Below are 26,704 nucleotides of genomic sequence, written 5' to 3'. Positions count from 1 at the left end.
GGGACAGAAGGCTGACCGCGATCGCTTGACACAATGCGATATATCGTATTAAACTGAGGTTGTTACGATATATCGTATTGGAGGCGATTTGGATGCGACATGAGCATGGCAGGCATGGCTGGCATCGTGGCCGCTTCGGCGGCAAGGATCACGGCGGGCGGGCCTGGCATCACCGCGGCCATCCGTTCCATCCGCATGGAGGCGGCTTCGGCGGCGGACGGGGCGAGGGCAAGCGGCGCTTCTTCGAGCGGGGCGAGTTCAAGTTTGCGTTGCTGGAGCTGCTGAAGACCGGGCCGAAGCACGGCTACCAGCTGATCAAGGAGATGGAGGAGCGCACCGGCGGGCTGTACAGCCCAAGCGCCGGCTCGATCTATCCGAACCTGCAGCTGCTCGAGGACATGCAGCTGGCAGGCTATACCGATGCGGACGGCAAGAAGCTGTACCACATCACGGAGCAGGGCGAGGCCGCGCTTCGCGAGAGAAGCGGCGGCGAGGAATCGCGCGAGGGCGAAGGCTGGAGCTACCGTGGACGCGGCGGCCGGGAATTCGAGCATCGGGAGCGGCATGAACCGAGGCGCGGCAAGCTGGCGCTGAGGGAGCTCATGGGCGAGCATCCGGCGGTCATCCAGAAGCTGGCGGCGTTGAACCAAAGCGCCCGCCTGCAGCCGGAATCGGCCTCGACCGCCGAATTCCGGGCGCTCATGGAGCGGCTCGAGCGGGAGCTGGACGGCTTGCTGGAGCCGGCATCGAAGCCGGCGCCGAAGGCCGGCGACGGCTCGGACGCCGATCCTGCCTGAAGGCCGGCTGCCTGCGGGCCAGCCAAGCTCAAGAAGACCAGATCCGGCGAAGCCCTCGGCTCCGCCGGATTTTTTATGCGGATGCAAGCCGGCGCTTGCGCTCGGTTCGATTCGTACGGCTTCCCTCGATGCCGCTGCGATGGTAGGATAAGGGGTGATGCCTCAGCTACCATTCCCGATTGAAAGGCGGTCATGCATGAACAGTCCGAGCCAGGAGCATATCCTCATCTCAGGCGCGCGCGAAAACAACCTCAAGAACGTCACGCTCAGCATTCCCAAACGAAAGATCACCATTTTCACCGGGGTATCCGGCTCCGGCAAGTCCTCGATCGTTTTCGATACGATCGCCTCCGAGTCCCAGCGCTTGCTGAACGAGAACTTCAGCATGTTCGTGCGCAACTTCCTTCCGAAGTACCCTCAACCCGACGCCGATGATATTCAAAATCTAAGCATGGCGGTCATCGTCGACCAGAAGCGGCTCGGCGGCGGCTCCCACTCCACGCTGGGCACGATCACCGACATCTCGCCGATCGTCCGGCTGCTGTTCTCGCGGATCGGACAGCCTCATGTCGGACCGGTCAACCGGTTCTCGTTCAACGATCCGCAAGGCATGTGTCCCGAATGCAGCGGTCTCGGCCGCAAGCTCGGCGTCGATATGGACAAGGCGGTCGACATGTCGAAATCGCTGAAGGAAGGCGCCATCCAACTGCCCGACTACGCCGTCGACAGCTGGGAGTGGTCGATGCTGCTGCAATACGGCTCGTTCGACCCCGACAAAAAGCTGGACGACTACGAGCCGGAGGAGCTGGACCAGCTGCTGTACGGCAAGGCCAAGAAGGTCGAGGTGCAGTTCGGCGGCAAGACGATGAATTTGACCGTGGAAGGCTTCATCGAGAAATTCACCAACAAGTACATCAAGCGCGACATCAAGACAATGTCCGAGCGCACGCAGCGCGCGGTGACTCCGTATATCGCGGAAGGTCCCTGCTCCGGCTGCCGCGGCGCCAGGCTGAATGCGGCTGCGCTCGCCTGCCGGATCAACGGGCTGAACATCGCCGAGATGTCCGCGATGGAAGCGAGCCGGCTCATCCGCGTCGTGCGGGAGATCGACGACCCTGCCGCCGCGCCCGTCGTGCGAGCGCTGGCGGAGCGCCTGCAGCATCTGACGGACATCGGACTCGGCTACTTGACGCTCGACCGCGAGACGGACACGCTGTCCGGCGGCGAGTCGCAGCGCGTCAAGATGGTGAAGCATCTGAGCGGCAGCCTGGTGGATGTGACGTATATATTCGACGAGCCGAGCGTCGGCCTGCATCCGCGCGACGTGCATCGGCTGAACGAGCTGCTGCGCAAGCTGCGCGACAAAGGCAATACCGTCCTCGTCGTCGAGCATGATCCCGACGTGATCCGGATCGCCGACCATATCGTCGATGTCGGCCCTCACGCGGGCAGCCGAGGCGGCAGCATCGTCTACGAGGGCAGCTATGACGGCCTCCTGGAATCGGGCACGCTCACCGGCCGGTTCATGAAGCGGCCGCTCCGGCTGAAGCAGGACGTCCGCAAGCCGTCGGGCGCGCTGCCTGTGCGCCAGGCGTCGCTTCATAATTTGAAAAACGTGAGCGTCGACATTCCCGCCGGCGTGCTGACGGTCGTCACAGGCGTCGCCGGCTCCGGCAAGAGCACGCTCATCCATGACGTCTTTCTCCGGCAGCATGAGGATGCGATCGTCATCGACCAGTCGGCGGTCGGCGTGTCCACCCGCTCGAATCCGGCGACGTATACGGGCATCATGGACGATGTCCGCAAGGCGTTCGCTTCCGCGAACAAGGTCAGCCCGGGCTTGTTCAGCTTCAACTCCAAAGGCGCCTGCGAGAACTGTCAGGGCCTCGGCGTCGTGTATGCGGATCTCGCCTACCTCGACAGCGTGAAGCTGCCTTGCGAGGCATGCGGCGGCAAGCGGTTCAAGGAAGAAGTGCTCGGCTACAAGCTTGACGGCAAGTCGATCGCCGACGTGCTGGAGATGACCGTGGAGCAGGCGCTGGCGTTTTTCCAGCTGAAGGAGGTCGTGCGGAAGCTGCGGGCCATGAGCGACGTCGGGCTTGGCTACATCACGCTCGGTCAGCCGCTCAGCACGCTCTCCGGCGGCGAATGCCAGCGGATCAAGCTGGCGAGCGAGCTGCATAAGAAAGGCAGCATCTATGTGATGGACGAGCCGACGACGGGACTGCACATGTCCGATATCGGGCATCTGCTGGACATCATGAATCGGCTTGTCGATGCCGGCAATACGGTCATCGTCATCGAGCACAACCTCGACGTGATCAGCCAGGCGGACTGGATCGTCGACATGGGGCCGGACGGAGGCAGCATGGGCGGGGAGGTCGTATTCGAAGGACCGCCTGCCGCGATGGTTCGGGAGGAACGGTCGATCACCGGGAAGTATTTGCAAGGATGAAGGAGCGGAGGGAGGAGAACGGATTGGAAGCATTCGAGGCCTATATCGCGGGGATCGACCGGCCGGACCATCGGGAGCAGATGGAGGAGGCGCTGGCCTGGGTGGCGGCAACGTTCCCGCAGCTGCAGCCGAAGATCGCCTGGAACCAGCCGATGTTCACCGATCATGAGACGTTCATCATCGGGTTCAGCGCATCCAAGCAGCATCTGGCTGTCGCTCCCGAGGAGGCGGCCATGAATCGCTTCCTGGAGGAGATCGTCGAGTCCAAGCATGATCATACGAAGGGCTTGATCCGCTTCAAGTGGGGCCGCCCGGTCGATTATCCGCTGCTGGAACGGATCATCGCCTTCAACATCGAGGACAAGGCCGACTGCACGACGTTCTGGCGCAAATAAAGCGCAGGCGGCCCTTCTGCCGCTCCATGAAAATCCCTTGAAAAAGGGATTTTTTTAATTGACTGGACTCCAAACGGTGCCCCACACTCAAACCGGCACCTAAAGGTGTCTAATTGAGGGGGCGGATTGGGAATGAGCCTGTCGTTATCCATGCATTTCTCCTTTAAGACCACGATGGAAAAGCTGTGGTCCGCTGTCACCGATTCGAGCAAGCTCGCCCGCTGGATTTCGGAAAACGACTTTCATCCAAGCCCTGCGGCAGAGGAAGTCGGCCCATGAGCTATTTCAAGGATTTCCTTTCCGTCTTCCGCAAGAGCGATTCGTCGAACGGATTTTTCTGGAAAAAGACTAAACTTTTTGGGGTAAAAGCTAAACTTAATCGGGTGCCGGGCGAAAGAAGGCTCTGCTAAAATCATTTATGCAACCGCTTACAATAAATCGAACGGAAAGGGCGTGATCGAATTTTCGCTGTGGACGGACAGCGAACCGGACGGAGGCACCCCAATTTCAAAGGAGGAAGATCGAATGAAACGCGGAAAGACCAAGGTATTCCTGACGCTGCTGCTCTCCCTGGCGCTCGCGCTGCCCGCAAGCATCGCCCATGCGGCGACGACCATCACGTCCAACCAGACCGGAACGCAGGACGGCTACGACTACGAGCTGTGGAAGGACTCCGGCACGACGAGCATGACGCTGAACAGCGGCGGCACGTTCAGCGCCCAGTGGAGCGGCATCAACAACGCCTTGTTCCGCAAAGGCAAAAAGTTCGACTCGACCAAGACGCACGGCCAGCTCGGCAACATCTCCATCAACTACAACGCGACGTTCAATCCCGGCGGCAACTCCTATCTGTGCGTCTACGGCTGGACGAAGGATCCGCTCGTCGAGTACTACATTGTCGACAACTGGGGGACTTACCGCCCGACGGGCACGTTCAAGGGAACGATCTCGGTCGACGGCGGGACCTACGACATCTATGAGACGACGCGCGTGAACCAGCCGTCGATCATCGGCACGGCGACGTTCAAGCAGTACTGGAGCGTACGCCAGTCGAAGCGCTCAGGAGGCACGATCTCGGTCAGCGAGCATTTCAAGAAATGGGAAAGCCTCGGCATGACGATGGGCAAGATGTACGAAGTCGCGCTGACCGTCGAAGGCTACCAGAGCAGCGGCAGCGCCAACGTGACAAGCCATACGCTGACGATCGGCGGCAGCGGCGGAGGCGGGGGCGGAGGCACGCCGGGAACCGCCACGAAGGTGGAGGCCGAGGCGATGACCAAGGGCGGCCAGTACGCGTCGAACATCAGCTCGCCGTTCAACGGCGTCGCGCTGTATGCCAACAACGATCTGGTGAAGTATACGCAGAACTTTACGACCGGCACGCACAGCTTCTCGCTGAGAGGCGCTTCGAGCAACTCGACGATGGCGCGGGTCGACCTGAAGATCGGCGGCGTCACGAAGGGCACGTTCTACTTCGGCGACAGCAATCCCGCGGTCTACACGATCTCGAACGTCAGCCACGGCACGGGCAATCAGGAGATCCAGCTCGTGTGCACGTCGGATAACGGAACCTGGGACGTCTACCTCGATTATCTGGAGATCCAGTAGGAAGGGAGCTCGCGACCAGCGACGGTTGAAGCGGAGCTGAATGCACAGCCCGCTGCCGAGCCTGGTCGTCATGCCGAACGGATGCGAAACATAAAGGAGCCCAAGCCGGTTGCGGCTTGGGCTCTTTTATGCGGCGGATGCTTTTTTGAAGAGTCAGCTCGCGCTAGGATTCCAAAGGTGTTCATGATCGTCGACATCGCCGATTAGTGATAACGCAATCCCCCCGTTATTTCATCTAATTTATCCCAGTCGTTTACAAGAAATCCGTTCCGCTTTTTGATCAGGACCCCGGAGTCGGACAGCTTTTGAATGGTACGGTTTAAATGCCGAGTCGTAGTGCCTATAACAGAAGAGATTTCCGCAATATTCTCCGTTTGAATTTCTTTGCCAAATTCGTTTGGATCTCGCGTGGTCAATAGATAAATGGCCAAACGTTCTTCAACGGAAGAGAGCAGGTTTATTCTGGAGGCGGATGTGCAAGTCTGGAGTTTATAAGTCAGGTGCTTCAACAATTCGTTTAAAAATCGATAATCCTGCAACAGCTTATTCTCCACGGTAGCCTTATCAATAAATAGGAAACGAGAGTCCTCTACCGCTAAGACCTGAGACTGGATATCTACTTTTTGGATAAGCTCAATGTCGCCGAAGACGGAAACAGGATGACAAAAGCGAAGCAAGAGCGATTTTCCGTTCTCGACGCTTGTCGTCACCTTAGCCTGACCCTCCAGCAGCAGGTAAAGGCCCTCCAGTTCATCTCCTTCATGCAGGACAACTTCATTTTGCCTATAGGAGCGAAGCTGAAGAGGGATTGAATTCAGTTCTGAAAACATGGTGTCTAACTCGAAGCGAGCGATAAACTCAAGTATTTCGTTAAGCTCATAGGAGACTTTCATTCGTATCCTCCAATTCAGACATCGGTCCTTTTCATTTTAAACCATTTTGTTACGATTAGAAAAACCGAGGGAGGATATTTTAGATGAAATTCGTATTTGACTTGGATGGAACAATTTGCTTTAAAGGAAATCCGTTAAGCGACCCGATCATCAAGGCCTTGGATCGGATAGCGATGGAAGGCCATGAGGTCATTTTTGCTTCCGCCAGACCTATCCGCGATCTGTTGCCTATACTGCCCGTTCACTTGCATCATGCTCCGATGATAGGAGGGAATGGCGGCTTCGTATATAAAGGCGGCAAGCCTGTCTCTTCAATTCAATTAGAGGCGTCCATAGGCAAACGAATCATCGATTTACTTATGGAGTATGAAGCAGCCTATTTAATGGACAGCTTATGGGATTATTCCTATACCGGAGATCCCGAACATCCCATACGCAAAAATTTGGATCCGGAAATTCGTGCAAAAAACGTCCGATTCGATGAATTAAAAGAGATCGTCAAAGTTGTTGTCTTAAGCAGTAAAGATTCAGTCAGCCTAATAAATGAACTAGAGAAGCTGCCGATCAGAATGTATACCCACGGAACGGAAGATATCATAGACATAAGTCCTGACGGCATTGACAAGTGGGGTGGACTTCAGGCGCTAGGGCTTAAACCAGGCGAATACATCGCATTTGGGAACGACATCAATGATATTCCCATGTTCCAACACGCTCATCATTCGATTTGTGTAGGAGATCACGCGGCGCTTAGGGAAATAGCCAGCGAGAGTATAAGGGGAGAAGAAACGGCGGTCGTTAGAAAAATAGATGAGATCGCTGTTGATTTACGGAGTGGAAATAATCGTTTCAAGCGTTGAACAGCAAAGAGGCACCTATGGAGTGCCTCTTTGCTTAATGTGATCGGAATTTCAGCTTGCTTGTTCCAGCATTTCTCGATTATGGCTTCACGTCCGCAATAGAGATGGGACTCTTTATGGTGCATTGGATTTTTGCAGTGGTAATGACTCCTTTAGGAGGTATAGCTGCGTCCTAATCCAAGATCTGTAAGCAGTTGTCGGTAGGCAATCGACGTCCGATCGGCGGGGATATGAGCTTCTGCCAATAGATCTAGAGGAAGGTCCTCCGGAGTCTGCAGCTCGACCATGTCGGCATCCTCTTGGAACACCTGCAAGTTAAACTTGATGGTATCCTCCGCCGGCACGCTCTTGTCGAAGTTTCTCGAGATCGGGCTGAAGAGTCTCGTGTACCTTGCCGAGACGGGGGAGGCGCAATTCAAAATCATCAGCTTGCCGTCGAAGGGGAAGTGAACCGTCAGCGAAGCGGCAAACGGAGCGAACACCCGGAACGCGCGCAGCCACATGAATCCCTCGGGAGCTGGATTCTCTTGACCCTTGCCATAGTTGCTGACGGTGCTCCAATAATCCGCAAGGAGAGTATGGCCGTCTCTCGTCACTTTGTATTGCGGCACCTCCGTATTATTTCGATCCCCGAACGTCTCCGTATGAACAAAGGCGAAGTGGGAGACGTCCAGAAAGCCTTCCATTTGACGTCCCGCGGAGCCGGCAATATCGAAGCTAGGAGGCAGTACATTAATGTAGTCAGGATCCTCCCAGCCAGGGAAGTCGGGAATATTCACTTCCGTCCCGGCAATAGACGTCCAGATCAGGCCGTATTTTTCGATAGAAGGATACGTAATAAGCTTGAGCTTGGGCGATATTTTCCCATCGGGATGGGCGGGGACAGAGGTGCACACGCCTTCGCAGTTGTAACGGAAGCCATGATAAGGGCATACGATCTCCTCATTCTCAACCCATCCTTTGCTAAGCGGGGCACCGCGATGAAAGCACATGTCGCGTGCGACGACTACTTGACCATGGCTGCGATAGCACACCAGTTTGACGTCAAGCAGCTTGACCGCGACGGGCTTATCTTTGATTTCTTCCGCGATCGCGACGGGATACCAATACTTGGCCAGCACCTGCCAATCGGTGGGGGAGAACGTGCAATCGCGAGGAAGTTGGACTTGCGTGTCGTCTAAGCCGTTGGAAAGGGTCATTTTGAACACTCCTTACTGGAATTGGAATTAACGCAATAAAGCCCCAAGCTTAAGAGGCGCGAGATAAAGGATCCCGTCGCGTCCCGATAATGGAACGGAGATGGACTCTATCTTGCGGCCTCTTGTAGCCTGGGGCAATTACGGTTGCCTGGTCGAGACGCTCACTCCGATTAATGAGCTTATACAAGAGATTGTGTAATGTATTATGACATGAGTTATTTGATTCCGATTATAAACCGTCGATTTTCAATCGTCAACGTCATTTATGATAACGTGTGGAGTCAGAATTCAACTTACACACATATGTACAAAATACTATACAATTAACGGAGACTGCCGGCGAACGATTGGCAGTTTTTTGTGTTAATGATCAGAATAGCTATACTTAATTTTTCTGCCAAAATTAGGGACTGTATTTGATATAATCATATAGAACAACAAGGAGGTTTTCTAATGGTTGATGTTTTTGCCGTAGCTGACATTATTGTAAAACATATTAAGACCCATTTCCCTCAAGATGTTGCTATTGTCGGATACTACGGATCATATTTACAGGGTCGAGCGACTGAACGATCGGATTTGGATTTCTTTTTCATTCCGGCCACGGCCAAAGGAAGAGAAGTGGAGTGTCAGTTTATTATCGACGGTATAAGTTTTGATTTCTGGCCAATCGCATGGGATCGTGCTGAAAGAATGGCAAGATCTGAGGAGTGGAGCACGACGATTATTGCAGACTGTGAGCTGTTATATGTTCGATCAGAAGATGATCTTGCGAGGTTCATGGGGCTCCGTGAGATAATATCCAACATGGGCAGTGAGTCCAAAGCAGCTGACTTAATCAGCAAAGCCGAATCCGTATTAAAGGATTGCCTCATCAACTTGGCTAAAATGCGGCTTACCCAAGCCTCCAAGGACTTGGTCTATTGTCGAACTCAGGCTCAAGAGATCGCGGCAAACATTTTTAAGTCGCTTGGCTTCTTGAACCAAAGTTAGAGAATCACCTCAAAGCAGAAGGTGTATAATTAAACCAGTTTGACTCTGTTGCTGAATTCGAGACTTATTACGAAAGTAAAGTCTAGACAAGAAGTCTTGATGCACAGAGCTTTGAGTCTTCATACTGACATCTGTACAAAATACGAGTTTTGTGAAGATATACAGAAAGAAAAACGGCTCTCATAGTTCGAGCCGCCGTTTTTGAATCCGTATCATCCATCCCGTATCAGGACGTCTTTCATCTAACGTTATGAGCATCGTCACGATTTATCGCTCTCGAGCTTAGAACTTCCGTTTATGATACGGAAGCCCTTCGCCTTCTTCGCAGTACTGCTTGAGGCTGTACAAAAAGATGGCCCAGTTATAATTGCAGGAGCGATAAAATGCGGTGACTTCCTTCCAGTCCATCTGACGAAGGACAACGGAAGTTCGCCCGTTTTTTTCCGACAGCTCAAAAGATATCGTCGTCCCGATCCATTCCGGATCCGAATCCACGCAATGCCACAAAATCTTCTTATCGGCGACAAGCTCGTCGATCCGCATCTTCGTCAGGCCTTCGCCGCCGAATCGGAACTCATGGATGAGGCCGACCTGATCGTGGACGACGAGTTCATTCGTCCATATTTCAGAAAGTCCTTTTGCAGTCGTCAAAGCTTCATAAACCGTCGATGCTGGAACATTCACCGTCTGCAAGTGCTCGATATTGGCCATAGCGCTCCATCCCCTTCGCAATCAAGATTTCAGGTGCCTATGAATAGTCTACTATGTTGCGGCTGGATGGATTTCTTCTCGATTGCTCCTTTAAGCGACAATCCGATTATAAGCGCGCACCGCAAAGAAATAAGCGACGAGCATGATCCCCAGGCACCATGCCAAAGCGACCCAAATCTCCGTGCCGACCGGCTGATTCGACAGCAGCGATCGGATCGTTTCCACGATCGAGGTCACCGGCTGGTTTTCGGCAAAGACCCGCACGATAAGCGGCATCGAATCCGTCGGCACAAAGGCGGAGCTGATGAACGGGAGGAAAATCAAGGGGTACGAAAACGCGCTTGCTCCTTCCATCGTTTTGCCCGTCAGTCCGGCGATCGCCGCGATCCACGTCAAGGCCAAGGTGAACAAGACGAGGATGCCGGCTACGGCGAGCCAAGACAGGACTCCTGCTGACGAGCGGAAGCCCATCAGAAGCGCGACGAGAATGATGACGACGATTGAGATGACGTTGGAGACCACCGACGTCAGGACATGACCCCATAGGACGGTGGAACGAGCGATCGGCATCGAGTGAAACCGCTCCATGATGCCCCTCTGCTTGTCGATGAACAAGCGGTAAGCGACGTAAGCGACTCCGCTGGCGATGGCCATGAGCAGAATGCCCGGCAGCAGATAGTTCACATAATTGCCCGTGCCCGTTTCGATCGCGCCGCCGAATACATAGACAAACAACAGCATCATCGCGATCGGCGTAATGCAAACCGTCAACATAGTATCCATGCTGCGGAAAATATGGCGCATGGACCGCCCCAGCATGACGCTCATGTCGCGGAAGAAATACGTTTTGGCCTCTCCCATGTTACACGACCTCCTTCTTGCCGATGATGGCAAGGAATATTTCCTCTAAAGTCGGCTGCTTCTCTACATACTCCACCTTGGCTTGCGGGAAAAGGCTTTTCAGCTCCGCCAGCGTGCCATTGGCGATGATGCGGCCCTCATGCAAAATGGCGATCCGGTCGGCCAGCTGCTCGGCTTCCTCCAAATACTGCGTCGTCAGGAATACCGTCGCGCCGCTGCCGGCGAGCTCCTTGACGATTTTCCATACCTCGATGCGCGCTTCCGGATCAAGCCCGGTCGTCGGCTCGTCGAGAAAAATGACCTGCGGCTGCCCGACCAGGCTCAAGGCGATGTCGAGCCTGCGCCGCATGCCGCCCGAATACGTCGATGGCTTGCGGTCGGCCGCGTCCGTTAAGCCGAAGCGCTTCAGCAAGCCGTCCGCGACTTGACGCGGTTGATCCAGATGCCGCAGCTTCGCCATCAGGATCAGATTTTCCCGCCCGGTCAAAATCTCATCCACAGCGGTAAACTGGCCGGTCAGGCTGATCGCATGCCGGACCTTCCCGGGCTGCGTCGCGACATCAAATCCGCCGACCTCAGCGGCTCCTCCGTCCGGCTTGAGCAGCGTGGCGAGAATTCGAACAATCGTCGTCTTGCCCGCGCCGTTGGAGCCGAGCAAAGCGAAAATCTCGCCTGGCCGCACTTCGAAATGGACGCCCTTGAGCACTTCCGTGTTCTTGAACGACTTTTGCAGCCCGGTTACCTTTATGGCGTTCTTCATTTCCACCGTCTCCCTTTACTTTTTTTTGCTTTGGCGTACCGATTCCTGAACGAGATCCGCGTAGGTTTTGGAATCGCGGATCAGATCGTCGCAAAAAGCCGCGACGTCGCTGCCTGTCACCTCGAGCACGCCTCTTCCCGATGCCGCGCCTTCTTCAAAAAGATCGACGATTCCCGAGAGCACGCCGTTCCCCTCGGTCAGCTCGACCGGCCCGACCTTGAACAAATACCTCTGCATCTCGTTGTACACGATCTGATAATCCTGCGGAAGCGCTTTGACGCGGGCCACATGCGCGCGCCACTCCTTTTTGCCTTCGATGATGTCGCGGATGTTCATTTATTTCCCCTCCTGCTTCTTCAGTTTTCTGGCGACCGCATCATTCAGCTGCTCGCGCCACTTGTCGCGGAAGGATTTGGCGCCCTCTTCGCCCGCCAGCGCGGAGCAGAAGCCTTTGATGTCATCGCCCAAGACATCCTGGACGCTCTGGCCTTCTGCGGCCGCTTCTTCCAGCAGGCCGACGACGCCGTCCAGGATCGGGATGAGATTGCGGCCGCTGAAGTCGGAATACGGCCAAAGATTCGCCTGAATGGCGGCCCATGCCGCTTGATGATCCGCCGGCAGCTTCTTCACCCTCGATTCAAATGCCCGGATTTCCTTGTTCATGTCGCTGCCCGTGACCTTTTCCCAAAAGTTCATGACATTTCCTCCTTCAGTTCCTGCAGCTTAGATGAGACGAACTGCCATTTTTCCCAGAACCGCCGCAGCTCCGCGCGACCCGCATCGTTGATCGCATAGAATTTCCGCGGCGGTCCAACGTCGGACGGCTTCTTGAACGTTTCCACCAGCTTGTTTTTTTCCAGCCGGATCAGGATCGTATACACCGTCCCCTCTACGACATCCTTGAAGCCGAGCGCGTTCAGCCTCCGCGTAATTTCATACCCATAGGTTTCTTCGCGGCTGATGATTTCCAGGATGCAGCCCTCCAATACGCCTTTGAGCATTTCCGTCAAGTTTTCCAGCACGACCACTCCTTGCTATTCAGTAAGACAGGTATCCTGTGACACTTACTACCACTACAAAGTAACACGAAGTACCAGGCAAGTCAACCGCATTTGCCTATTTCATCCATCGACTCCGCGCCGCCCGCCGGCATGGAGCTTTCCGGGAAAGCAAAAAAGCCGCATGGAATGCGGCTTTTTCATCCCTTAATGAAGTTAACCCTGAATGGCATTAACGTCGATTCCGATGCCATTCTCTATCGACGGAGGCTAGATGCTCAGTCCGCCATTGACCTCCAGCACGGTGCCGTTCACATAATCGGCGGCATCCGACGCGAGGTACAGATACGCCTGAGCGACATCCTCCGGCTGTCCGAGCCTGCGCAGCGGAACCCGCTCGCTCATCGCGGCGATGGCCTGCTCCGGCATGGACGCGACCATGTCCGTCGCGATGAAGCCGGGAGCGACCGCATTGACGCAGATGCCCTTGTAGCCGAGCTCCTTCGCCCAGGTGCGGGTCATGCCGATGACGCCTGCCTTGGCGGCCGCATAGTTGGTCTGGCCGAGATTGCCCTGCACGCCTACGATCGAGCTGGTGTTGATGATCTTGCCCTTGCCTCTGGCAGCCATGTGCGGGGAAACATGCTTCGTGCAGTAGTACACGCCGCTCAGATTCACGTCCAGCACCTGCTTCCACTGCTCGGTCGTCATCCGCGACAGCATCGCGTCCCTCGTGATGCCGGCATTGTTGACGAGGATGTCGATCGCTCCCAGCCAGGCGAGCGCAGAGTGCGCCATCGCCTCGACCTGCTCCTCGCTCGAGACGTCGACGGCGATGAAGCGGGCTTGCCCCTGCAGCTTCGGATCGAGCGACGCGATCCGCTGCATCCCTGCGGCTTCGTTGTAGTCGGCGACGACGACCCGCGCTCCCTGCTCGAGAAAGAGCGTGGCCGCAGCCCAGCCGATGCCGCCCGCTCCGCCGGTGATGATCGCGGTCTTTCCATCCAATCTCATGCTCGCGCTCCCTCCTGCAAAAACGTTTGTACGACCTCCAGCAGCCGCTCGGGATCGTCGATGAGCGGCGAATGGCCGCAGCCCGGCAGCAGCGCTTCGGCCGCTCTGCCTCGGAAATCCTCCATCAGCTCGCGATGCATCGCCTCGCTGATCACCTTGTCCTCCGTCCCGCGGACCGCCAGGACCGGAGCCTCGATCAGGTCGACGGCTCCGGTGCCGGCTCCGGCGGGATGATCGAAGCGGCTGATGTTGAACGCATTGAGCGCCTCATAGATGTCCATCAGATTACGCTGGGTCAGGATATCCTCCAGATAAGCCTCGTACCGCTGCGGCTCCGGCTGCCGGCGCTCGTAGATGACGGCGTCGAACAAGGCTTTCATGAACGGCTTGTCGCGCTCCTCGTTCGCCTGCAGGATCCGCCGGTTGCGGCGGTCCGCTCGGATTCCGTCCGCGCTCGTCAGCCTGCTCGAGAGATCCGGCCTGCCGTCCGGTCCGTTTTCATGCTGCGGGTATCCGCGCGTCGAGACCGAGGCGAGCAGCACCAGCCTGTCGACCCGCTCCGGATGTCGAGCCGCCAGCTCCATCGCGACTCCGCCGCCGGTCGACCAGCCCCAGACGATGGCGCGAGGCAGCCCGATCTTCTCCATGAATGCCGCCACATCGTCCGCATAGTCCGAAAGCCGGACCGCCGGAGCAAGGTAAGTCGACGTGCCGAAGCCCCGCAGGTCGACGGCATAGACGGCATACCGGGCTTCCATCCGCTCCAGGACGACGTCCCAGTGGACCGAGGAGTTCATGTTGCCATGAAGGAGCAGCACGGCCTCCTCGCCGCCGGAGCGCTGCCGATAACCGATCGTCTCTCCGCTGTCGAGGCGGACCGATTTCAGCTCCACGGACATGGCTCATCCCCCCAGCTCAGCGTCGTCGCTCCCCAAGCGTAGCCGATGCCCGCTGCGGCGAGAGTCGCCGCGTCTCCCGGCTTCATGCGGCCGTCCCGGGCGATCAGCTCGAGATGAAGGATCGGATCGAACTGTCCCATATGGCCGTAGTCCTCCAGGTAGATCGCCCGCTCTTCCGCAACGCCGAGCGCGCGGAGCACATGATGATGCGCGGAGCGCTTCATATGCAGCAGGCCGAGATAGGCCAGGCCGGCCGGGTCATCGCAGCCGCTGTCCGCGGCCGAGCGGCGGATGACCTCCTCGAACCGCTTCATCGACAGCCGGTCGAGCCGCTCCTTCATCGCCTCGGCATCCTGCACGCGGAAGCGCGGCTCGCCGGCCGCCAGCAGCTCGGGGGTGAGCGGCCGACGGGTGCCGCCGGCGCCGACGACGACATCCTCGCTGAACGAGCCGTCCGTCAGCAGCGCGGTATCCAGCAGACGGGGGTACTCAGCTCCCGCGTCCCTGCGTAGGATCAGCGCTCCGCCGCCGGCAGACAGGTTCAGCATGAACCGCGTGGCGGGATCGGCCATATCGATCAGGTCGCCGTTGCGGTAGCCGCCTGCGAGCAGCACGGTGCGGAGCGACGGATCGCCGCTCATCATCGTCTTGGCGATCTTGAGCCCGGCGATCGCGGTGCAGCAGCGCAAGGCGATGTCCCAGCCGATCGCCCGCCGAGCGCCGATCTCCTCCTGCAGCTTGAGCGCGGCCGTCCATACCGGGTGCTCCTTATGCTCCTCGCCGATGTAGATGACGGCGTCGATGTCCATCGGATCGACGCCGCTGCGCGCCAGCGCCTGCCTGGCGGCGCGGATGCCCATCTCGCAGGTGCCGTCCTCCGGGCCGGGCACCGGCTTGCTGCGCAAGCCGAGCTTGGACTCGACGACGGGCTGCGGCACGCCGGACGCCTCGGCGATCTCGGCGCTGGTCATCCGGGCATCGGGGATGTAGAGGTCGACGGCGATCAGCGAGACGGCTTGTTCGGCATGAGCTTGAAGAGTCATGATGGGAGCTGCCTCCTTTCCAGCCTGCTTTTCATATAGTCGGCGGCTTCGTCCAGGGTGGCCATCGTCAGCTCGACCTGCTCCTGCACATGCGTCACCTTGATCCTCCACCCGCTCGGACTGTCGCATGGGGTGCAGCGAACGACAAACGAACACAGCGCGGACTCGCTCATGGCCTCTCCTCCTCTGGATCTTCCGGCTGCCGCCTGCGCCGCATGGAGCTCAGCCAGGAGGCGCAGGTGCCGGCGATGCCGGACGGAAATACAAGCACGACGACGATGTAGAGCAGGCCGAAGAAAATGATCCAGCGCTCGAAGATGGGATGAACGCCGGCGAGATCGGTGAGCAGCTGATGCGCCCACTCGATGACCGCGGCGCCGATGACGGCTCCGTACAGCGTGCCGACGCCGCCGATGATCGTCATGAGCAGGGCGTTCAGCGTCATGTCCATCGAGAACACCGTCGTATTGACAAAACGCAGCGTCAGCACGTAGAGCGACCCGCTGATGCTGGCGGCCGCGCCGGCGACGACGGACGCCGCGATCTTGTACGGGACGATCCGGTAGCCGAGCGACTCGGTCCGCTGCTCGTTCTCCCGGATCGCCTGCAGCACTGAGCCGAGCGGAGAACGGGTAAAGCGGCGAAGCGCCACGTACACCGCGGCCAGCGTGCACAGGCAGACCAGATACAGCGTCGCGCGGTCCTTGAGCGGCTCGGGGATGGCGAAGGTGAAGCCGTCGCTTCCTTTGGTGAGCGAGCGCCATTTTTCGGCGGCGACGAGCAGCAGGCCGGCGAAGGCAAGCGTGAGCATCGCGTAGAAATGGCTCTTGAGCCGCAGCGAGAGCACGCCGACGAGGTAGCTCAGCGCGGCGGCCAGCGCCATGCCCGCGATTACGGACAGCAAGAGCATCGGCAGCGTAGCCTCGAACCTGCTCAGAAACAGGCCGGTCGAGTAGGCGCCGAGGCCGAAGAACATCGCGTGGCCGAACGACACGATGCCGGTGAAGCCGAGCAGCAGGTCGTAGCTCATGGCAAACACGGCGAGAATGAACACCTGCGTCAGCAGGATGAACAGGCTGCGCGAATCGCTGACCGCCGGCAGCGCAGCCAGCAGGACGAACAGCAGCAGGACGACGACGTTATGCGTGCGGCTGGACCTTCCCTGCAGCGCGGACAGCCTGCCCATGACGCTGCGGGCTCTTTTTGGCGGCGCGGCCGGCTCGGATCGGGGCTGAAGAGGCGTGCGGCTCATGCTCCGCCTCCCTTCGCTCCGAACAGGCCGGACGGGCGGACGAGCAGCACGAGCACCATCAGCAGCATGTTGGCCGCCAGCGACAGATCCGGCACATAGTAGGCCATGAGCGCGCCGGACAGGCCGACCAGCAGCGAGGCGAGCGCCGAGCCCTGGATGCTGCCCATGCCGCCGATGACGACGACGATGAAGGCGAGGATCGCGAACTGCATGCCCATTTCCGAGAAGACGACGCCGGAGTAGGGAGCGAGCAGCGCCCCGCCGAAGGCGGCCAGCCCGGCGCCGAACATGAAGACGAGCGTGAAGACGAGCCGGATGTTGATGCCGAGCGCCTGCACCATGTCGGGATTGGCGACGCCGGCGCGCACGATGAGGCCGATCCGGGTGCGGCGCAGCAGCAGCGTCAGTCCGATATAGACGAGCGCGCCGACCAGAATGATGAACAGCCGGTATTTGATGAGGATGACGCCGCCGGCATCCCAGCTGCCGCTCAGCCATGCAGGCGTCTCCGCCTTGAGCGGATTCGGGGTGAAGACGACCTTGAGCAGCTCGCTCAGCACGAGCATCGCGCCCAGCGTCACGAGGATCTGCTGGACATGGTTGCCGTATACCGGGCGGATGACGACGCGCTCCATCACCCAGCCGAGCAGCATCCCGATGACGACCGCGCCGGCCAGCGCCGCCGCGAACGACTCGGTAAGCCCGTACAGCCAGACGCCTCCATAGGCGCCCCAGGCGAACAGACCGCCGTGAGCGAAGTTAAGCACGCTCATGAGGCCGAAGATCAGCGTCAGGCCCGCCGCCAGCAGAAACACCAGCATGCCGGTCGCCAGGCCGTTGACGATGAGGTTCAATAAGGAATTCACGAATGCCCGCCTCCTCTCCCATCATGCGATTCCCAGATATTTGCGGCGCAGCTCGTGATCCTCGTTCAAGGCCGCCATCGAGCCGCCGCTGACGATCCGGCCCTCGTCCATCAAATAGAAGGCGTCGCCGATCGCTTGCGCCATCATGAAGTTCTGCTCGACCAGCAGCACCGTCGTGCGCTCGCGCATGAGGCGCAGCGCTTCGACCAGCTTTCGCACCATGATCGGCGCGAGCCCTTTGCTCGGCTCGTCGATCAGCAGCAGCTCGCTGTTGCCGACATAGGCGCGGGCGATGGCGAGCATCTGCTTCTGCCCGCCGCTCAGCAGGCCGCTCTTGCGCTCCCGGAACGTCGCGAGATCGGGGAACAGCTCCAGCATCCACGAAAGCCGCTCCCGGGCGGCGGGATCTCCGCGCTTCATGGCGATGCGCAGCGTCTCGTCGACGGTCAGGTCGGCAAAAATGCCTTGATCCTCCGGCACGTAGCCGATGCCGCGCCGCGCGATCTGATAGGCGGGCAGCTTCTCCACCGGCTCGCCCTTGAACAGGATCTGTCCGCCGCTGGCGGCATTCAGCCCCATGATCGTGCGCAGGGTCGTCGTCTTGCCGGCGCCGTTGCGCCCGAGCAGCACCGTCACCTCCCCCGCCTGGATGTCCATCGTGACGCCCTGGAGAATATGGTATTGGCTGATGTGGGTCTCGACGGATTCAAGCTTCAGCAGCGTCATCGTACCATCCTCCCAAATAAGCGGATTGGACCGTCTCGTTGCCCATGATCGCGGCCGGCGTGTCGTGAGCGAGCAGCTCGCCCTGGTACAGCACGGCGATCTCGTCGGACAGGTCGAGCACCATCTCCATCTTGTGCTCGATCAGCACGATCGTGCGGCTGCCCTGACGCTTCACGTCGCGGATCACCTCGAGAATCGCCGGCACCTCCTCCAGCGAGATCCCGGCGGTCGGCTCGTCCAGCAGCAGCAGGTCGGATTCGAGCGCGAGCAGCATCGCGATCTCCAGCTTCCGCTTTTCGCCGTGGGCGAGCTGGATCGCCGGGGAATTCCGCTTGCCGGTGAGCCGCATGAGCTCCAGCAGGCTTTCCGCCTCGGCCTCGAACTTGCGGTGGCGACGCAGGGAGGAGAAGAAGTCATAGCGCACGCCGGCGCGGGATTGGACCGCGAGGCGGATATTTTCCAGCACGCTCAGCCGCGGAAAGACATGGGTGAGCTGGAAGGAGCGGCCGATGCCCCGTCGAGTCCGTTCATAGGAAGGCAGGCCGGTGATGTCCATGCCTTTGTAGGTAATCCGCCCCGAAGTCGGCTTCAGCTGGCCGCTCAGCAGGTTGAACAGCGTCGTCTTGCCGGCGCCGTTCGGCCCGATGATGGACAGGAACGAACGGTCGGTGACGGCGAGGCTGACCTCACGGACGGCCGCATGGCCTCCGAACGCGACCGTCAGCCGGTCGGTTTCCAGGATCGGCGGCGCAGCGGATCTTGCCGCCTTGGCGCTATTCATAGCGTTTCAGCTCCTTTCGTCTCTCGCGAAGCTTGCTCTGGATGGAAATCGGCAGGGCACCGGGGCGCCCTGCCGATGGCAGCATTACCGCTGGTTGCGGATCGCCGGCGCCGTCTCGTCCGGAGCCAGCTCGCGCATGAGGACCGGCACGGGATAATCGACGCCGTCCTGCTTCTCCAGCTTGATCGCGTAGAGCGTCTGAAGCGCCTGATGGTCTTCCTTGCGGAACGTCATCTTGCCCTTCGGCGTCTCGAAGGACATGCCCTCCATCGCGGCCGACACCTGGTCGCCGTCGCCGACGTCGCCGCCGAGCTTCTTGATCGCCTCGACGATCGAGATGGCCGCCGACATGCCGCCCGGCGTGAACAGATCCGGCACCTCGCCGCCGAACCGCTTCTTATGCTCGTCGACCAGCCACTTGTTGACGTCGTTGTCCGGCAGCGTGTGGTAGTACACCGAGAAGCCTTCCATGCCGACGAGATCGTTCATCGTCTTGAGCGCGGCGATGTCGGGCGCTCCGGTCGAGATCTTGATGCCCTGGTCCTGCACCTTCATGTCCTGCAGCTGCTTCCACGGCGAGTTGGCGCCGGCCCAGACGATGAACAGATAGTCGGGCTTCGCCTGCACGATCTTCTGGATGCTCGCGGTAAAATCGGTCGCCGCGGCATCCGCGTACTGCTCCTCGACGATCTCGGCCCCCAGCTTCACGGCCGCTTCCTTGAACGCGGCGATGCCGTCCCTGCCGAATGCGCTGTCCGGAGCGAACGTAGCGATCTTGATGCCCTTGCCCGCGATCGCGGCGGCCCCGGCGATCGCGTCCTGCGAGGAGCTGCGCGCCGTGCGGAACACGTATTTGTTCCACTGATCGCCGGTGATGCTGTCCGCGACGGCCGGTTCCACGACCATCACCTTCTTGGCCTCCTCGACGAGCGGCAGCACGGCGAGCGTGTCGCCGGAGCTCGAGGAGCCGACCAGGAAATCGACCTTGTCGGTTTCCAGCAGCTTGGTCGCCTTCTTTACGGCCACGTCGGGCTTCGTCTCCGTATCCTCGAAAATGAACTCGATCTTGCGGCCGCCCGCTTCCCTCGTACCGTCCGTCGCGTAGTCGATGCCGAGCTCGAAGCCACGGGTCGTCTGCTTGCCGTAGCTTTCCAGCGCGCCGGTCAGCGACGCCAGCACGCCGATCTTGATGACGCCGCCCGCAGCGCCGCCGGCACCGTCTTGTCCTTCGGCCTGCGAGCCGCCGTCGGAGCAGGCCGCCGACAGCAGCAGCATCGCCGCCATGACGGCCGCGCCGCTGATTTTGGCCAATCGCGAGCCTTTCTTCTTCCTCATCGTCATCGTGCATTCCCCCTTGAACGGCTTCCTTCCCGTTCAGCATACGGGCGACGGGTTGCAATCCGGTTGCAGCGCTGGAGCCGCTCTCACGCGCTCTCTTCGCTGCAGCGCTCCATCAGCTCGCGCAGGGCGGCCGTAGGCGCGACGCCGAGCTCCTCCTCCAGCGCCTCCTCGGCGCGGCGGTACCATTTGGCCGCCTGCTGGCGGCTGCCGAGCAGCAGATGGCATTCCATCAGCATCCGATAGGCCTCTTCCCAGCAGCGGTCCTTGGCCAGCATCGCCTCCGCCCACCCGATCGCCTTGTCGTAGGCTCCGCGCGCCGCGCAGATTCGGCTGAGCCGCTGAGCGCCGCGCAGGAAGAGCACCTGCAGCCGCTCGCGCTCCTCGATGCACCAGTCGTCATAGCGCCGCTCGGGAAGATAATCGCCTTGGTACAGCTGAAGCGCCTGCTCCAGCCATTGCTCCGCCTCGTCCCGGCGCTCCGCCTCGAGCCCTTTGCGCACGCCCTCCTCGAATTGAGCCGCGTCGAGCGTCCAGCTCGCTTGGGGATGAAGCCGGTACAGCGGACCTTCGCGAATGACGAAATACGGATCGCCCCGCAGCCGGCGCTGCGGCTCCAACGCCGCATGCAAGGCGTTCAGCGCGACCTTGAAGTCGCGGTTGGCCGCTTTTTCGTCCGCATGGGGAAAAAGCTGCAGCAGCAGCTCCTCCTTGCTCGTCGCCGAGCGGCGCTTCGTCACGAGCAGCTGGAACAGCTCCTTGGCTTTGCCGCGCTGCCAGTCCTTGTCCTGCAGGTACGTGCTGCCCAGCCGCAGCCTGAACGTGCCGAGCGTCTCGATATGCAGCGTGTAGCCGGGATGATAGGTCAGCTTGTCCATGCCGAGCTCCGCCAGCAGCGCCGCCGCATGGGCGCCGCCGATGCCCAGCCGCTCCGCCTCGAGCAGCAGCGGCACGAGCTGCTGCGGATCGGCCGGCCCGAGCAGCGTGCGCGCGGTGAACAGGAAGCTGTAGCCGCCTTGCGCGACGCGGTGCAGGAAGCGCTCCATCGCGGCGGCGAAGCGGCCGTCCTGCTGCTGCCGATAGGCGGCAAAGGCGAGCCACATCTCGCCGAGAGCGAGGCCGAACTCGTCCCCGCAGGCTTCGAAGCGGGCCTTCGCCTCCTCGAACCGCTCCTCCGCTTCCGGCCAGCTGCCGTTTTCATAGAGGACGATCGCCATGCTGAGCCGGATGAGCGAGGCCAGCCAGCCGTCGTCGGCCCGCTCCGTATCCTGCAGCGCGGCTTCTCCGTAGCGCATGGCGGCGCCGACGGCGCGGCCGCGGCCGTGCAGCAGGCATAGGCCCATGTTCGGCTCCGCCGTCCCGCGCGGCATGTCGAGGCGGGTCATGATGTCGAGCGCCGCATGGTAGCACTCCGCCGGCACCTTGGCCTCGTAAGCGCCGGAGAGCTGCGCCGCATGCCCCATGCGGATCCATCCGCATGCCTCGACAAAAGGCGCCTTCAGCCGGATGCCACGCATCATGCCGGACTCCGCCGCCGACTTGGCCGCCGCCGCTTCGCCGCAGAGGCTGTGGATCAGCGACTGGAGCAGCTCGATCTCCCGATGCGAGCGGGACAGCGTGCGGCCGACCTGCCGCATGCCGCGGTACGGCGCGCCCGTCTGGGATTCTTGGAGCTGCGCGCTTTCCAGCAGCAGCGCCGCCTCCTTGAGCCTGCCCGTGCGCAGCGCCAGCCTCGCCTCCAGCAGCAGGTCGCGCCGCTCGGGATCGAGCTGCAGCGAGCGCGCGGCCCAATCGCGCGCCTCCTTGCCGTGGCCGCGGTTGAGCTTGTTCTCCGCCATGAGCCCGTACAGCCGGGCCAGATGCTTGCGGCCGAAGCCCGGCTCGCGGGCGCCTGCCGGCTCCTCGCCGGCTGAGGCGGCCGGCTCCGCGGACGCCGATCCCGCCTCGGCAAGCGCGATCGCCCGCAGCAGCGGCGGCTCGGCGAGTCCCGGCTGGATCGTATCCAGATAGAACATCGCCTGCCCTTCGAGCGCAAGGCTATGGACGAGCGCATCGCCCCGCTCCCGCGCATGCCGCTCCGCCAGGCTGTAGCTGGCCATCGCCTCCTCGTAGGCGCAGCGGTAGCGGAGGACGTCGCCCTGCAGCACATAGAGATGAGGCGTCGAAGCTTTCCATAGCTCCGGCAGCGGCTGCAGGCTGCCCAGCACGGCCTCCAGATGCCCGCCGGCGACGAGCTGCGCTCCGCCTGCTGCGAGCAGGGCGGCCATCGTCTCGGGATCGTCCAGCTCCGACGCATGCTGCAGCGCCAGCTCCATCCGCCCCTTGGCCGCCGTCTCCTGCACGGCCCGTCGCAGCAGCAGCTCCCTGCGTCCGCCCTGGAGCCGCAGCCGCTCCTGCAGGAACTGGCGGAACAGCGCATGATAGCGGAACTGATGCTCGTCGATCGGCGTGAGAAAGCCGCTTTGCGACAACGCCGCGAGCTGCGCGCGCGAGCCCTCGCGTCCGCATACGGCGTCGCACCACTCGCCGGTCAGCTCGTCGAACAGGCTCGTCTCGAGCATGAACGCCTGCATCGCCGGCGGCTGCTTCTCGAACAGCTCCGCCGCCAGGAAGGCGAAAAGCTCCTCCAGCGACTGGCGCGGCTGCAGCAGCAGGCTCTCCATCGACTCGCCGGTAGCGGCAAGCCGCTGCCAGACGAGCTGGATCGCGATGATCCAGCCCTCCGTGAAGGCGAGCAGCCGCTCGGCCTGCTCGCGACCAAGCGGCTGCCGGTAATAATCCGAGAACAGCACCTCGATGTCCTCCGCCGAAAAGGCCAGGTCGTCCCGGGACAGCTCGAGCACTTCGCCGCGCACTCTCATGGACGTGAGCCCTTCCCACTCGGGCTTGACGCGGGAAGAGACGACGAGGCGCAGGCTCGGACAATCGGGCAGGTACGAGACGACATATTGCATCCATGCGTCGATCCACTCGTTCTGCCCGACGGACTGGTAGTCGTCCAGGCAGAGGAGCAGCGGCTCGGACAGCAGCAGGCATTCGTTCAGGAAAAGGTCGGCCAGCAGCTGCACGTCGTCCGGCGAAGCCGGCTGCAGCCGCTCCAGCTCCGCCAGCAGCGATTCGCCGAAGCCGGGCGCGGCCATGCGGATCGAGGCGATGATATGATGCAGAAAAGGAAGAAGGTCATGATCCTGCGCGGAAATGCCGTACCAGGCATGGCGGCAGCCGCATTGCCGGACATAGGCGGCGAGGGCGGTCGTCTTGCCGAAGCCGGGGCCGGAGGCGAGGAGCGTGAGCGGAGTGCGGGGAATGGAGCGGAGCCGCTTCATCAGCTTCGGGCGCTGCAGCCAGTGGCTTTTGGCAGGAGGCGCCATGAGCTTCATTTTCAGGATGCGGAACGTTTTCATGCGCAACCTCTCTTTTCCTTGATTTCCAGCTCATTGTATCATAGCGCCCGACCGCCTGACAGCGTTTACATAAAGCGGCGCCTCCGCCACCCCACGGCAGCTCCGACGTCGCCCCTCGTGAGCCGGTCAGCCCGCCTCAGGCGGCCCGAACAGAGGGACGAGCGTCTTTTTGTCCAGCTTGCCGACCGCCGTCTTCGGCAGCTCCTCCAGCAGCAGGATCCGCTTCGGGACCTTGTAGCCGGCGATGGAATCGGCGCAGAACAGCTGCAGGCTCCGCTCGCTCGGGCGGCAGCCCGGCTTCGGCACGACCGCCGCCGCCACGGCCTCGCCCCATTTCGGATGGGGAATGCCGACCACGGCCGCGGAGCCGACCTCGGGATGGCGCTCCAGCAGCTGCTCCACCTCCAGCGGGTAGACGTTCTCGCCGCCGGTGATGATCATGTCCTTTTTGCGTCCGACGATGTAACAATAGCCGTCGCGGTCGGCCCTTGCCAGATCGCCGGTATGGAACCAGCCGTCCTGCAGCGCCTCCGCCGTCGCGCTCTCGTTGCCCCAATAGGAGTGGAAAAGATGCCGGCCCCGCAGCAGCAGCTCTCCGACCTCGCCGGCAGCCGCGTCACGGCCGTCCGCAGCGGCGAGGCGCATGTCGGTGAACAGCATCGGCAGCCCGACCGAGCCCGGCTTGCGCCTCGCTTCGGCTGCCGAGATGAAGAAATTGTTGGGTCCGGACTCCGTCGCGCCGTAGCCCTCCTTGAACGGCAAGCCTCTGGAGGCGAACGCCTCGTAGATGCGGAGCGGGCATGGCGCTCCGCCGGACAGGAAGGCGCTCATGCGGCTGAAGTCCGCCGAAGCGAATCGCGGACACTCGACGAGCAGATGGTACATCGTCGGCACCATGAGCACGATCGTGCAGCCTTCCCGCTCCAGCAGGTCGATCATGCGCTCCGGGTGAAACGCCTCGACGCAGATGACCTTGCCGCCGGCCATCAGCACCGGCAGCGTCAGCGCATTGAGGCCGCCCGTATGGAACATCGGCAGCACCGTCGGCGTAATGTCGCGTTCGGTCAGCTGCCAGCTGGCGACCGTATTGAGCGCGTTCCAGTAAAGGGAGCGGGCGGTGAGCACGACGCCCTTCGGCTGGCCGGTCGTGCCTCCGGTGTAGATGATCAGCCACGGACGGTCGCTGTCGTCCTGGCGCTCTCCCCGGCTCGCGGCGGCGGCCGCCTCTACGGCATCGTCGCCGCTGCCGGCAGGAGAAGCGGCCGCCGGAGAGGGGGCTGGCGAGCCGTATGATTGCGGCGATGTCTCCGCTGCAGCGTCCTCCTCCGCCTCGTCGAGCCTCGACAGCGGCAGCCAGCAAGGACCGGCGCCGTCGCAGCCGTCGGCCCTTGCGGCGCTGCCGATGCTTCCGACGTTTCCAGCGCTGCCGCTCCACGGGCCGCTTCCTCCCTCCTGATGCCAGATCAGCTTTGGCGCGCAGTCGCCGACGATCTGCCTCAGCTCCCGCTCATGCAGCCGCCGATTGAGCGGCACGAGCACCGCTCCCGTCAGCCGGCAAGCGAACAGCAGGATCAGCATCCGGACGTCGTTCGGGCACAGGATGGCGATCCGGTCGCCGCTGGCGATGCCGAGCCGGACGAGCAGCGCCGCCGCAGCCTTCGACCTCGCTTCCAGCTCGCCGTACGTCAGCCGGCAGCCTCCGCTTTCATCCATGACGGCGATCCTTTCCGCCGAGATTCGGCATCTGCGCTCGAACCATCCCTCTGAAATCATCGTTCTCTCCCCCTCAATCTCGATGAACCGCTCCTTTCAGTTAACCCGAGCGAGGTTGCAGAGGGGTTGCAGGCCAGCCGATCTGTCGGATCTAGTCCGAAGGACCTGATTTTCGCCAATCTTCTCTACGAAGCTTCCAATCTGGGGTAAACTGGTTCTATCTGATCGCAATCGTCTGCAAGGAGGTCCCTATGCCATCCGACATGCCTGAACCCGGCTTCCGCTCCCGCTCGGAGCGCAAAAAAAAGAAAAACACGACCGTCATCAACGGCGTGCTGGCGGCCGCCGGGCTAGCCATCGTGCTGACCGCCCTCTTTTTCGTCATGTATCCGTTCGACAAAGACAACAAGGAGCTCGCCTCGGGCGTTCCCTCCGCCTCCCCGTCGCCGTCGCCGGCCAGCTCGGCAGAGCCGGCCTCGCCTTCGCCGGAAGCATCGGCTTCGCCGCTGCCGTCTCCTGCTCCAAGCGAGGAGCCCAGCGCTTCAGCCGGGCCGTCCGACCCGTCTCCTTCCTCGTCGCCGGATGCGGAGCCAACGGACAAGCCCGAGGCGTCTGCCGCTCCGGCGAAGCCGAAGCCGAAGCCGAAGCCGAAGCCTTCCTCCTCCGGCACCTACACCGTCAAGGAAGGCGATACGCTGACGTCGATCTCGGTCGCGCACTACGGCTCCAAGGACTACGTCTCGCTGATCGCGGAGAAGAACGGCATCGTCTTCGTCAACGACATGAAGCCGGGGGACAAGCTGACGCTGCCTCCGGCGTCGTCCAAGCCTGCTGCCGGCGGCAAGAAAGGCTCCGCGCCGAGCGGAACGAAGGAAATCGACTACTCCAAGGTCAAGCTCCCCGCGACGTACCTCGTCCTTCCCGGCGATACGTTCTACCGCATCTCGGTCCGCTTCTACGGCACCGGCAAGCATGCCGAGCTCATCGCCAAGAAAAACGGCCTGGACGCCGAAGCCGGCCTGAAGGCGGGAGACTCGATCGTCGTCCCGGCCAAACCTGCCGACTAGGCGCTCCTGACGAAGCGTCTCGTCTCATCCGCAGCCCAAAAAGGAACCATGCCGCTGGCGGCGTGGTTCCT

The 26,704-nt window shown here is 60.9% G+C and carries 27 protein-coding genes, 1 pseudogene and 1 riboswitch; of the genes and pseudogenes, 9 read left to right on the top strand and 19 right to left on the bottom strand.

The genetic code is table 11. The features are described 5' to 3' along the window. The first annotated feature begins 92 nt into the window (after positions 1 to 92). The 6 genes and pseudogenes from GE073_RS12745 to GE073_RS12725 all read left to right on the top strand — a co-directional run bounded on the left by GE073_RS12745 (position 93) and on the right by GE073_RS12725 (position 5,255). Entirely contained in the window at positions 93 to 797 is a 705-nt protein-coding gene (locus GE073_RS12745) for a PadR family transcriptional regulator (protein ID WP_052332993.1), read from the top strand. 196 nt (positions 798 to 993) lie between these two features. Continuing rightward, positions 994 to 3,252: an ATP-binding cassette domain-containing protein gene (locus GE073_RS12740; RefSeq protein ID WP_153783582.1), complete on the top strand. Its 2,259-nt coding sequence runs from the start codon at positions 994 to 996 to the stop codon at positions 3,250 to 3,252. A 23-nt stretch (positions 3,253 to 3,275) separates the two neighbouring features. Continuing rightward, on the top strand, positions 3,276 to 3,647 hold the full coding sequence (locus tag GE073_RS12735; protein WP_028597745.1) for an iron chaperone: 372 nt from the start codon (positions 3,276 to 3,278) through the stop codon (positions 3,645 to 3,647). Between the two features lie 132 nt (positions 3,648 to 3,779). Beyond that, positions 3,780 to 3,896 (top strand): annotated as a pseudogene (locus GE073_RS12730) (SRPBCC domain-containing protein); the annotation flags it as partial. Positions 3,897 to 3,922: 26 nt separating this feature from the next. Then, complete coding sequence (locus GE073_RS25800; RefSeq protein WP_255309706.1) at positions 3,923 to 4,057, top strand: hypothetical protein; 135 nt, start codon at positions 3,923 to 3,925, stop codon at positions 4,055 to 4,057. Positions 4,058 to 4,172: 115 nt separating this feature from the next. Further along, positions 4,173 to 5,255 carry a glycoside hydrolase family 11 protein gene (locus GE073_RS12725; protein WP_028597744.1) on the top strand — a complete coding sequence of 361 codons (1,083 nt, stop codon included), beginning with the start codon at positions 4,173 to 4,175 and terminating at the stop codon, positions 5,253 to 5,255. A 203-nt stretch (positions 5,256 to 5,458) separates the two neighbouring features. On the opposite strand, the gene GE073_RS12720 is transcribed toward GE073_RS12725, so the two are convergent. Then, positions 5,459 to 6,148, bottom strand: coding sequence for a Crp/Fnr family transcriptional regulator (locus tag GE073_RS12720; protein WP_028597743.1), 690 nt, complete (start codon positions 6,146 to 6,148; stop codon positions 5,459 to 5,461). 83 nt (positions 6,149 to 6,231) lie between these two features. Between GE073_RS12720 and GE073_RS12715 the strand changes: the two genes are divergently transcribed. Then, positions 6,232 to 7,008, top strand: a complete 777-nt coding sequence (locus GE073_RS12715; RefSeq protein ID WP_153783581.1) for an HAD-IIB family hydrolase — start codon at positions 6,232 to 6,234, stop codon at positions 7,006 to 7,008. Between the two features lie 152 nt (positions 7,009 to 7,160). On the opposite strand, the gene GE073_RS12710 is transcribed toward GE073_RS12715, so the two are convergent. Then, positions 7,161 to 8,207: an aromatic ring-hydroxylating oxygenase subunit alpha gene (locus GE073_RS12710; protein ID WP_153783580.1), complete on the bottom strand. Its 1,047-nt coding sequence runs from the start codon at positions 8,205 to 8,207 to the stop codon at positions 7,161 to 7,163. A 105-nt stretch (positions 8,208 to 8,312) separates the two neighbouring features. Beyond that, positions 8,313 to 8,414, bottom strand: a riboswitch (purine riboswitch). A gap of 246 nt (positions 8,415 to 8,660) precedes the next feature. Here GE073_RS12710 and GE073_RS12705 point away from each other — a divergent pair. Then, positions 8,661 to 9,200, top strand: coding sequence for a hypothetical protein (locus GE073_RS12705; RefSeq protein WP_228551469.1), 540 nt, complete (start codon positions 8,661 to 8,663; stop codon positions 9,198 to 9,200). Positions 9,201 to 9,482: 282 nt separating this feature from the next. Here the strand turns inward: GE073_RS12705 and GE073_RS12700 are convergent, their stop codons facing one another. From GE073_RS12700 to GE073_RS12620, 17 genes are all read right to left on the bottom strand, one after another. Next, complete coding sequence (locus tag GE073_RS12700; protein WP_153783579.1) at positions 9,483 to 9,911, bottom strand: SRPBCC family protein; 429 nt, start codon at positions 9,909 to 9,911, stop codon at positions 9,483 to 9,485. A 90-nt stretch (positions 9,912 to 10,001) separates the two neighbouring features. Then, positions 10,002 to 10,772: an ABC transporter permease gene (locus GE073_RS12695; RefSeq protein ID WP_028597738.1), complete on the bottom strand. Its 771-nt coding sequence runs from the start codon at positions 10,770 to 10,772 to the stop codon at positions 10,002 to 10,004. Position 10,773: 1 nt separating this feature from the next. After that, positions 10,774 to 11,532 (bottom strand): ABC transporter ATP-binding protein, encoded by a 759-nt coding sequence (locus GE073_RS12690; protein WP_153783578.1) that lies wholly within the window; start codon positions 11,530 to 11,532, stop codon positions 10,774 to 10,776. Between the two features lie 15 nt (positions 11,533 to 11,547). Next, the gene (locus GE073_RS12685; protein ID WP_028597736.1) at positions 11,548 to 11,868 is read right to left on the bottom strand and encodes a DUF1048 domain-containing protein; all 321 of its coding nucleotides are present in this window, start codon (positions 11,866 to 11,868) and stop codon (positions 11,548 to 11,550) included. Further along, positions 11,869 to 12,228 carry a DUF1048 domain-containing protein gene (locus GE073_RS12680; protein WP_153783577.1) on the bottom strand — a complete coding sequence of 120 codons (360 nt, stop codon included), beginning with the start codon at positions 12,226 to 12,228 and terminating at the stop codon, positions 11,869 to 11,871. Continuing rightward, the gene (locus GE073_RS12675; RefSeq protein WP_276203375.1) at positions 12,225 to 12,533 is read right to left on the bottom strand and encodes a PadR family transcriptional regulator; all 309 of its coding nucleotides are present in this window, start codon (positions 12,531 to 12,533) and stop codon (positions 12,225 to 12,227) included. The genes GE073_RS12680 and GE073_RS12675 overlap by 4 nt, the downstream gene beginning before the upstream one ends. A 267-nt stretch (positions 12,534 to 12,800) precedes the next feature. Then, positions 12,801 to 13,544, bottom strand: coding sequence for a 3-oxoacyl-ACP reductase FabG (gene fabG, locus GE073_RS12670; protein ID WP_153783576.1), 744 nt, complete (start codon positions 13,542 to 13,544; stop codon positions 12,801 to 12,803). After that, a complete protein-coding gene (locus GE073_RS12665; RefSeq protein WP_153783575.1) occupies positions 13,541 to 14,443 on the bottom strand; it encodes an intracellular short-chain-length polyhydroxyalkanoate depolymerase in 903 nt (300 codons plus the stop codon). The genes fabG and GE073_RS12665 overlap by 4 nt, the downstream gene beginning before the upstream one ends. After that, a complete protein-coding gene (locus GE073_RS12660; protein WP_153783574.1) occupies positions 14,428 to 15,486 on the bottom strand; it encodes a 3-oxoacyl-ACP synthase in 1,059 nt (352 codons plus the stop codon). The genes GE073_RS12665 and GE073_RS12660 overlap by 16 nt, the downstream gene beginning before the upstream one ends. Continuing rightward, positions 15,483 to 15,659, bottom strand: coding sequence for a hypothetical protein (locus GE073_RS12655; RefSeq protein ID WP_153783573.1), 177 nt, complete (start codon positions 15,657 to 15,659; stop codon positions 15,483 to 15,485). Before GE073_RS12655 ends, GE073_RS12660 begins: the two co-directional genes overlap by 4 nt. Continuing rightward, positions 15,656 to 16,672 (bottom strand): branched-chain amino acid ABC transporter permease, encoded by a 1,017-nt coding sequence (locus GE073_RS12650; protein WP_043110958.1) that lies wholly within the window; start codon positions 16,670 to 16,672, stop codon positions 15,656 to 15,658. Before GE073_RS12650 ends, GE073_RS12655 begins: the two co-directional genes overlap by 4 nt. A gap of 62 nt (positions 16,673 to 16,734) precedes the next feature. Beyond that, entirely contained in the window at positions 16,735 to 17,604 is an 870-nt protein-coding gene (locus tag GE073_RS12645) for a branched-chain amino acid ABC transporter permease (RefSeq protein WP_153783572.1), read from the bottom strand. A 21-nt stretch (positions 17,605 to 17,625) separates the two neighbouring features. Next, complete coding sequence (locus tag GE073_RS12640; protein ID WP_153783571.1) at positions 17,626 to 18,330, bottom strand: ABC transporter ATP-binding protein; 705 nt, start codon at positions 18,328 to 18,330, stop codon at positions 17,626 to 17,628. Continuing rightward, the gene (locus GE073_RS12635; RefSeq protein WP_153783570.1) at positions 18,311 to 19,111 is read right to left on the bottom strand and encodes an ABC transporter ATP-binding protein; all 801 of its coding nucleotides are present in this window, start codon (positions 19,109 to 19,111) and stop codon (positions 18,311 to 18,313) included. Before GE073_RS12635 ends, GE073_RS12640 begins: the two co-directional genes overlap by 20 nt. A gap of 84 nt (positions 19,112 to 19,195) precedes the next feature. Continuing rightward, positions 19,196 to 20,446 carry a substrate-binding domain-containing protein gene (locus GE073_RS12630; protein WP_153784729.1) on the bottom strand — a complete coding sequence of 417 codons (1,251 nt, stop codon included), beginning with the start codon at positions 20,444 to 20,446 and terminating at the stop codon, positions 19,196 to 19,198. A gap of 89 nt (positions 20,447 to 20,535) precedes the next feature. After that, positions 20,536 to 23,853: a winged helix-turn-helix domain-containing protein gene (locus GE073_RS12625; protein ID WP_153783569.1), complete on the bottom strand. Its 3,318-nt coding sequence runs from the start codon at positions 23,851 to 23,853 to the stop codon at positions 20,536 to 20,538. A gap of 126 nt (positions 23,854 to 23,979) precedes the next feature. Further along, positions 23,980 to 25,626, bottom strand: coding sequence for a class I adenylate-forming enzyme family protein (locus GE073_RS12620; protein WP_153783568.1), 1,647 nt, complete (start codon positions 25,624 to 25,626; stop codon positions 23,980 to 23,982). Between the two features lie 191 nt (positions 25,627 to 25,817). Here GE073_RS12620 and GE073_RS12615 point away from each other — a divergent pair, with 191 nt between their 5' ends. After that, positions 25,818 to 26,633, top strand: coding sequence for a LysM peptidoglycan-binding domain-containing protein (locus tag GE073_RS12615; RefSeq protein WP_153783567.1), 816 nt, complete (start codon positions 25,818 to 25,820; stop codon positions 26,631 to 26,633). The last annotated feature ends 71 nt before the right edge of the window (positions 26,634 to 26,704 follow it).

The organism is Paenibacillus sp. B01 (assembly GCF_009649995.1).
Taxonomy (GTDB): domain Bacteria; phylum Bacillota; class Bacilli; order Paenibacillales; family Paenibacillaceae; genus Paenibacillus_O; species Paenibacillus_O pasadenensis.
The sequence above is the reverse complement of the archived record's forward strand: the minus strand, read 5'-3'. Positions and strand labels throughout refer to the sequence as shown.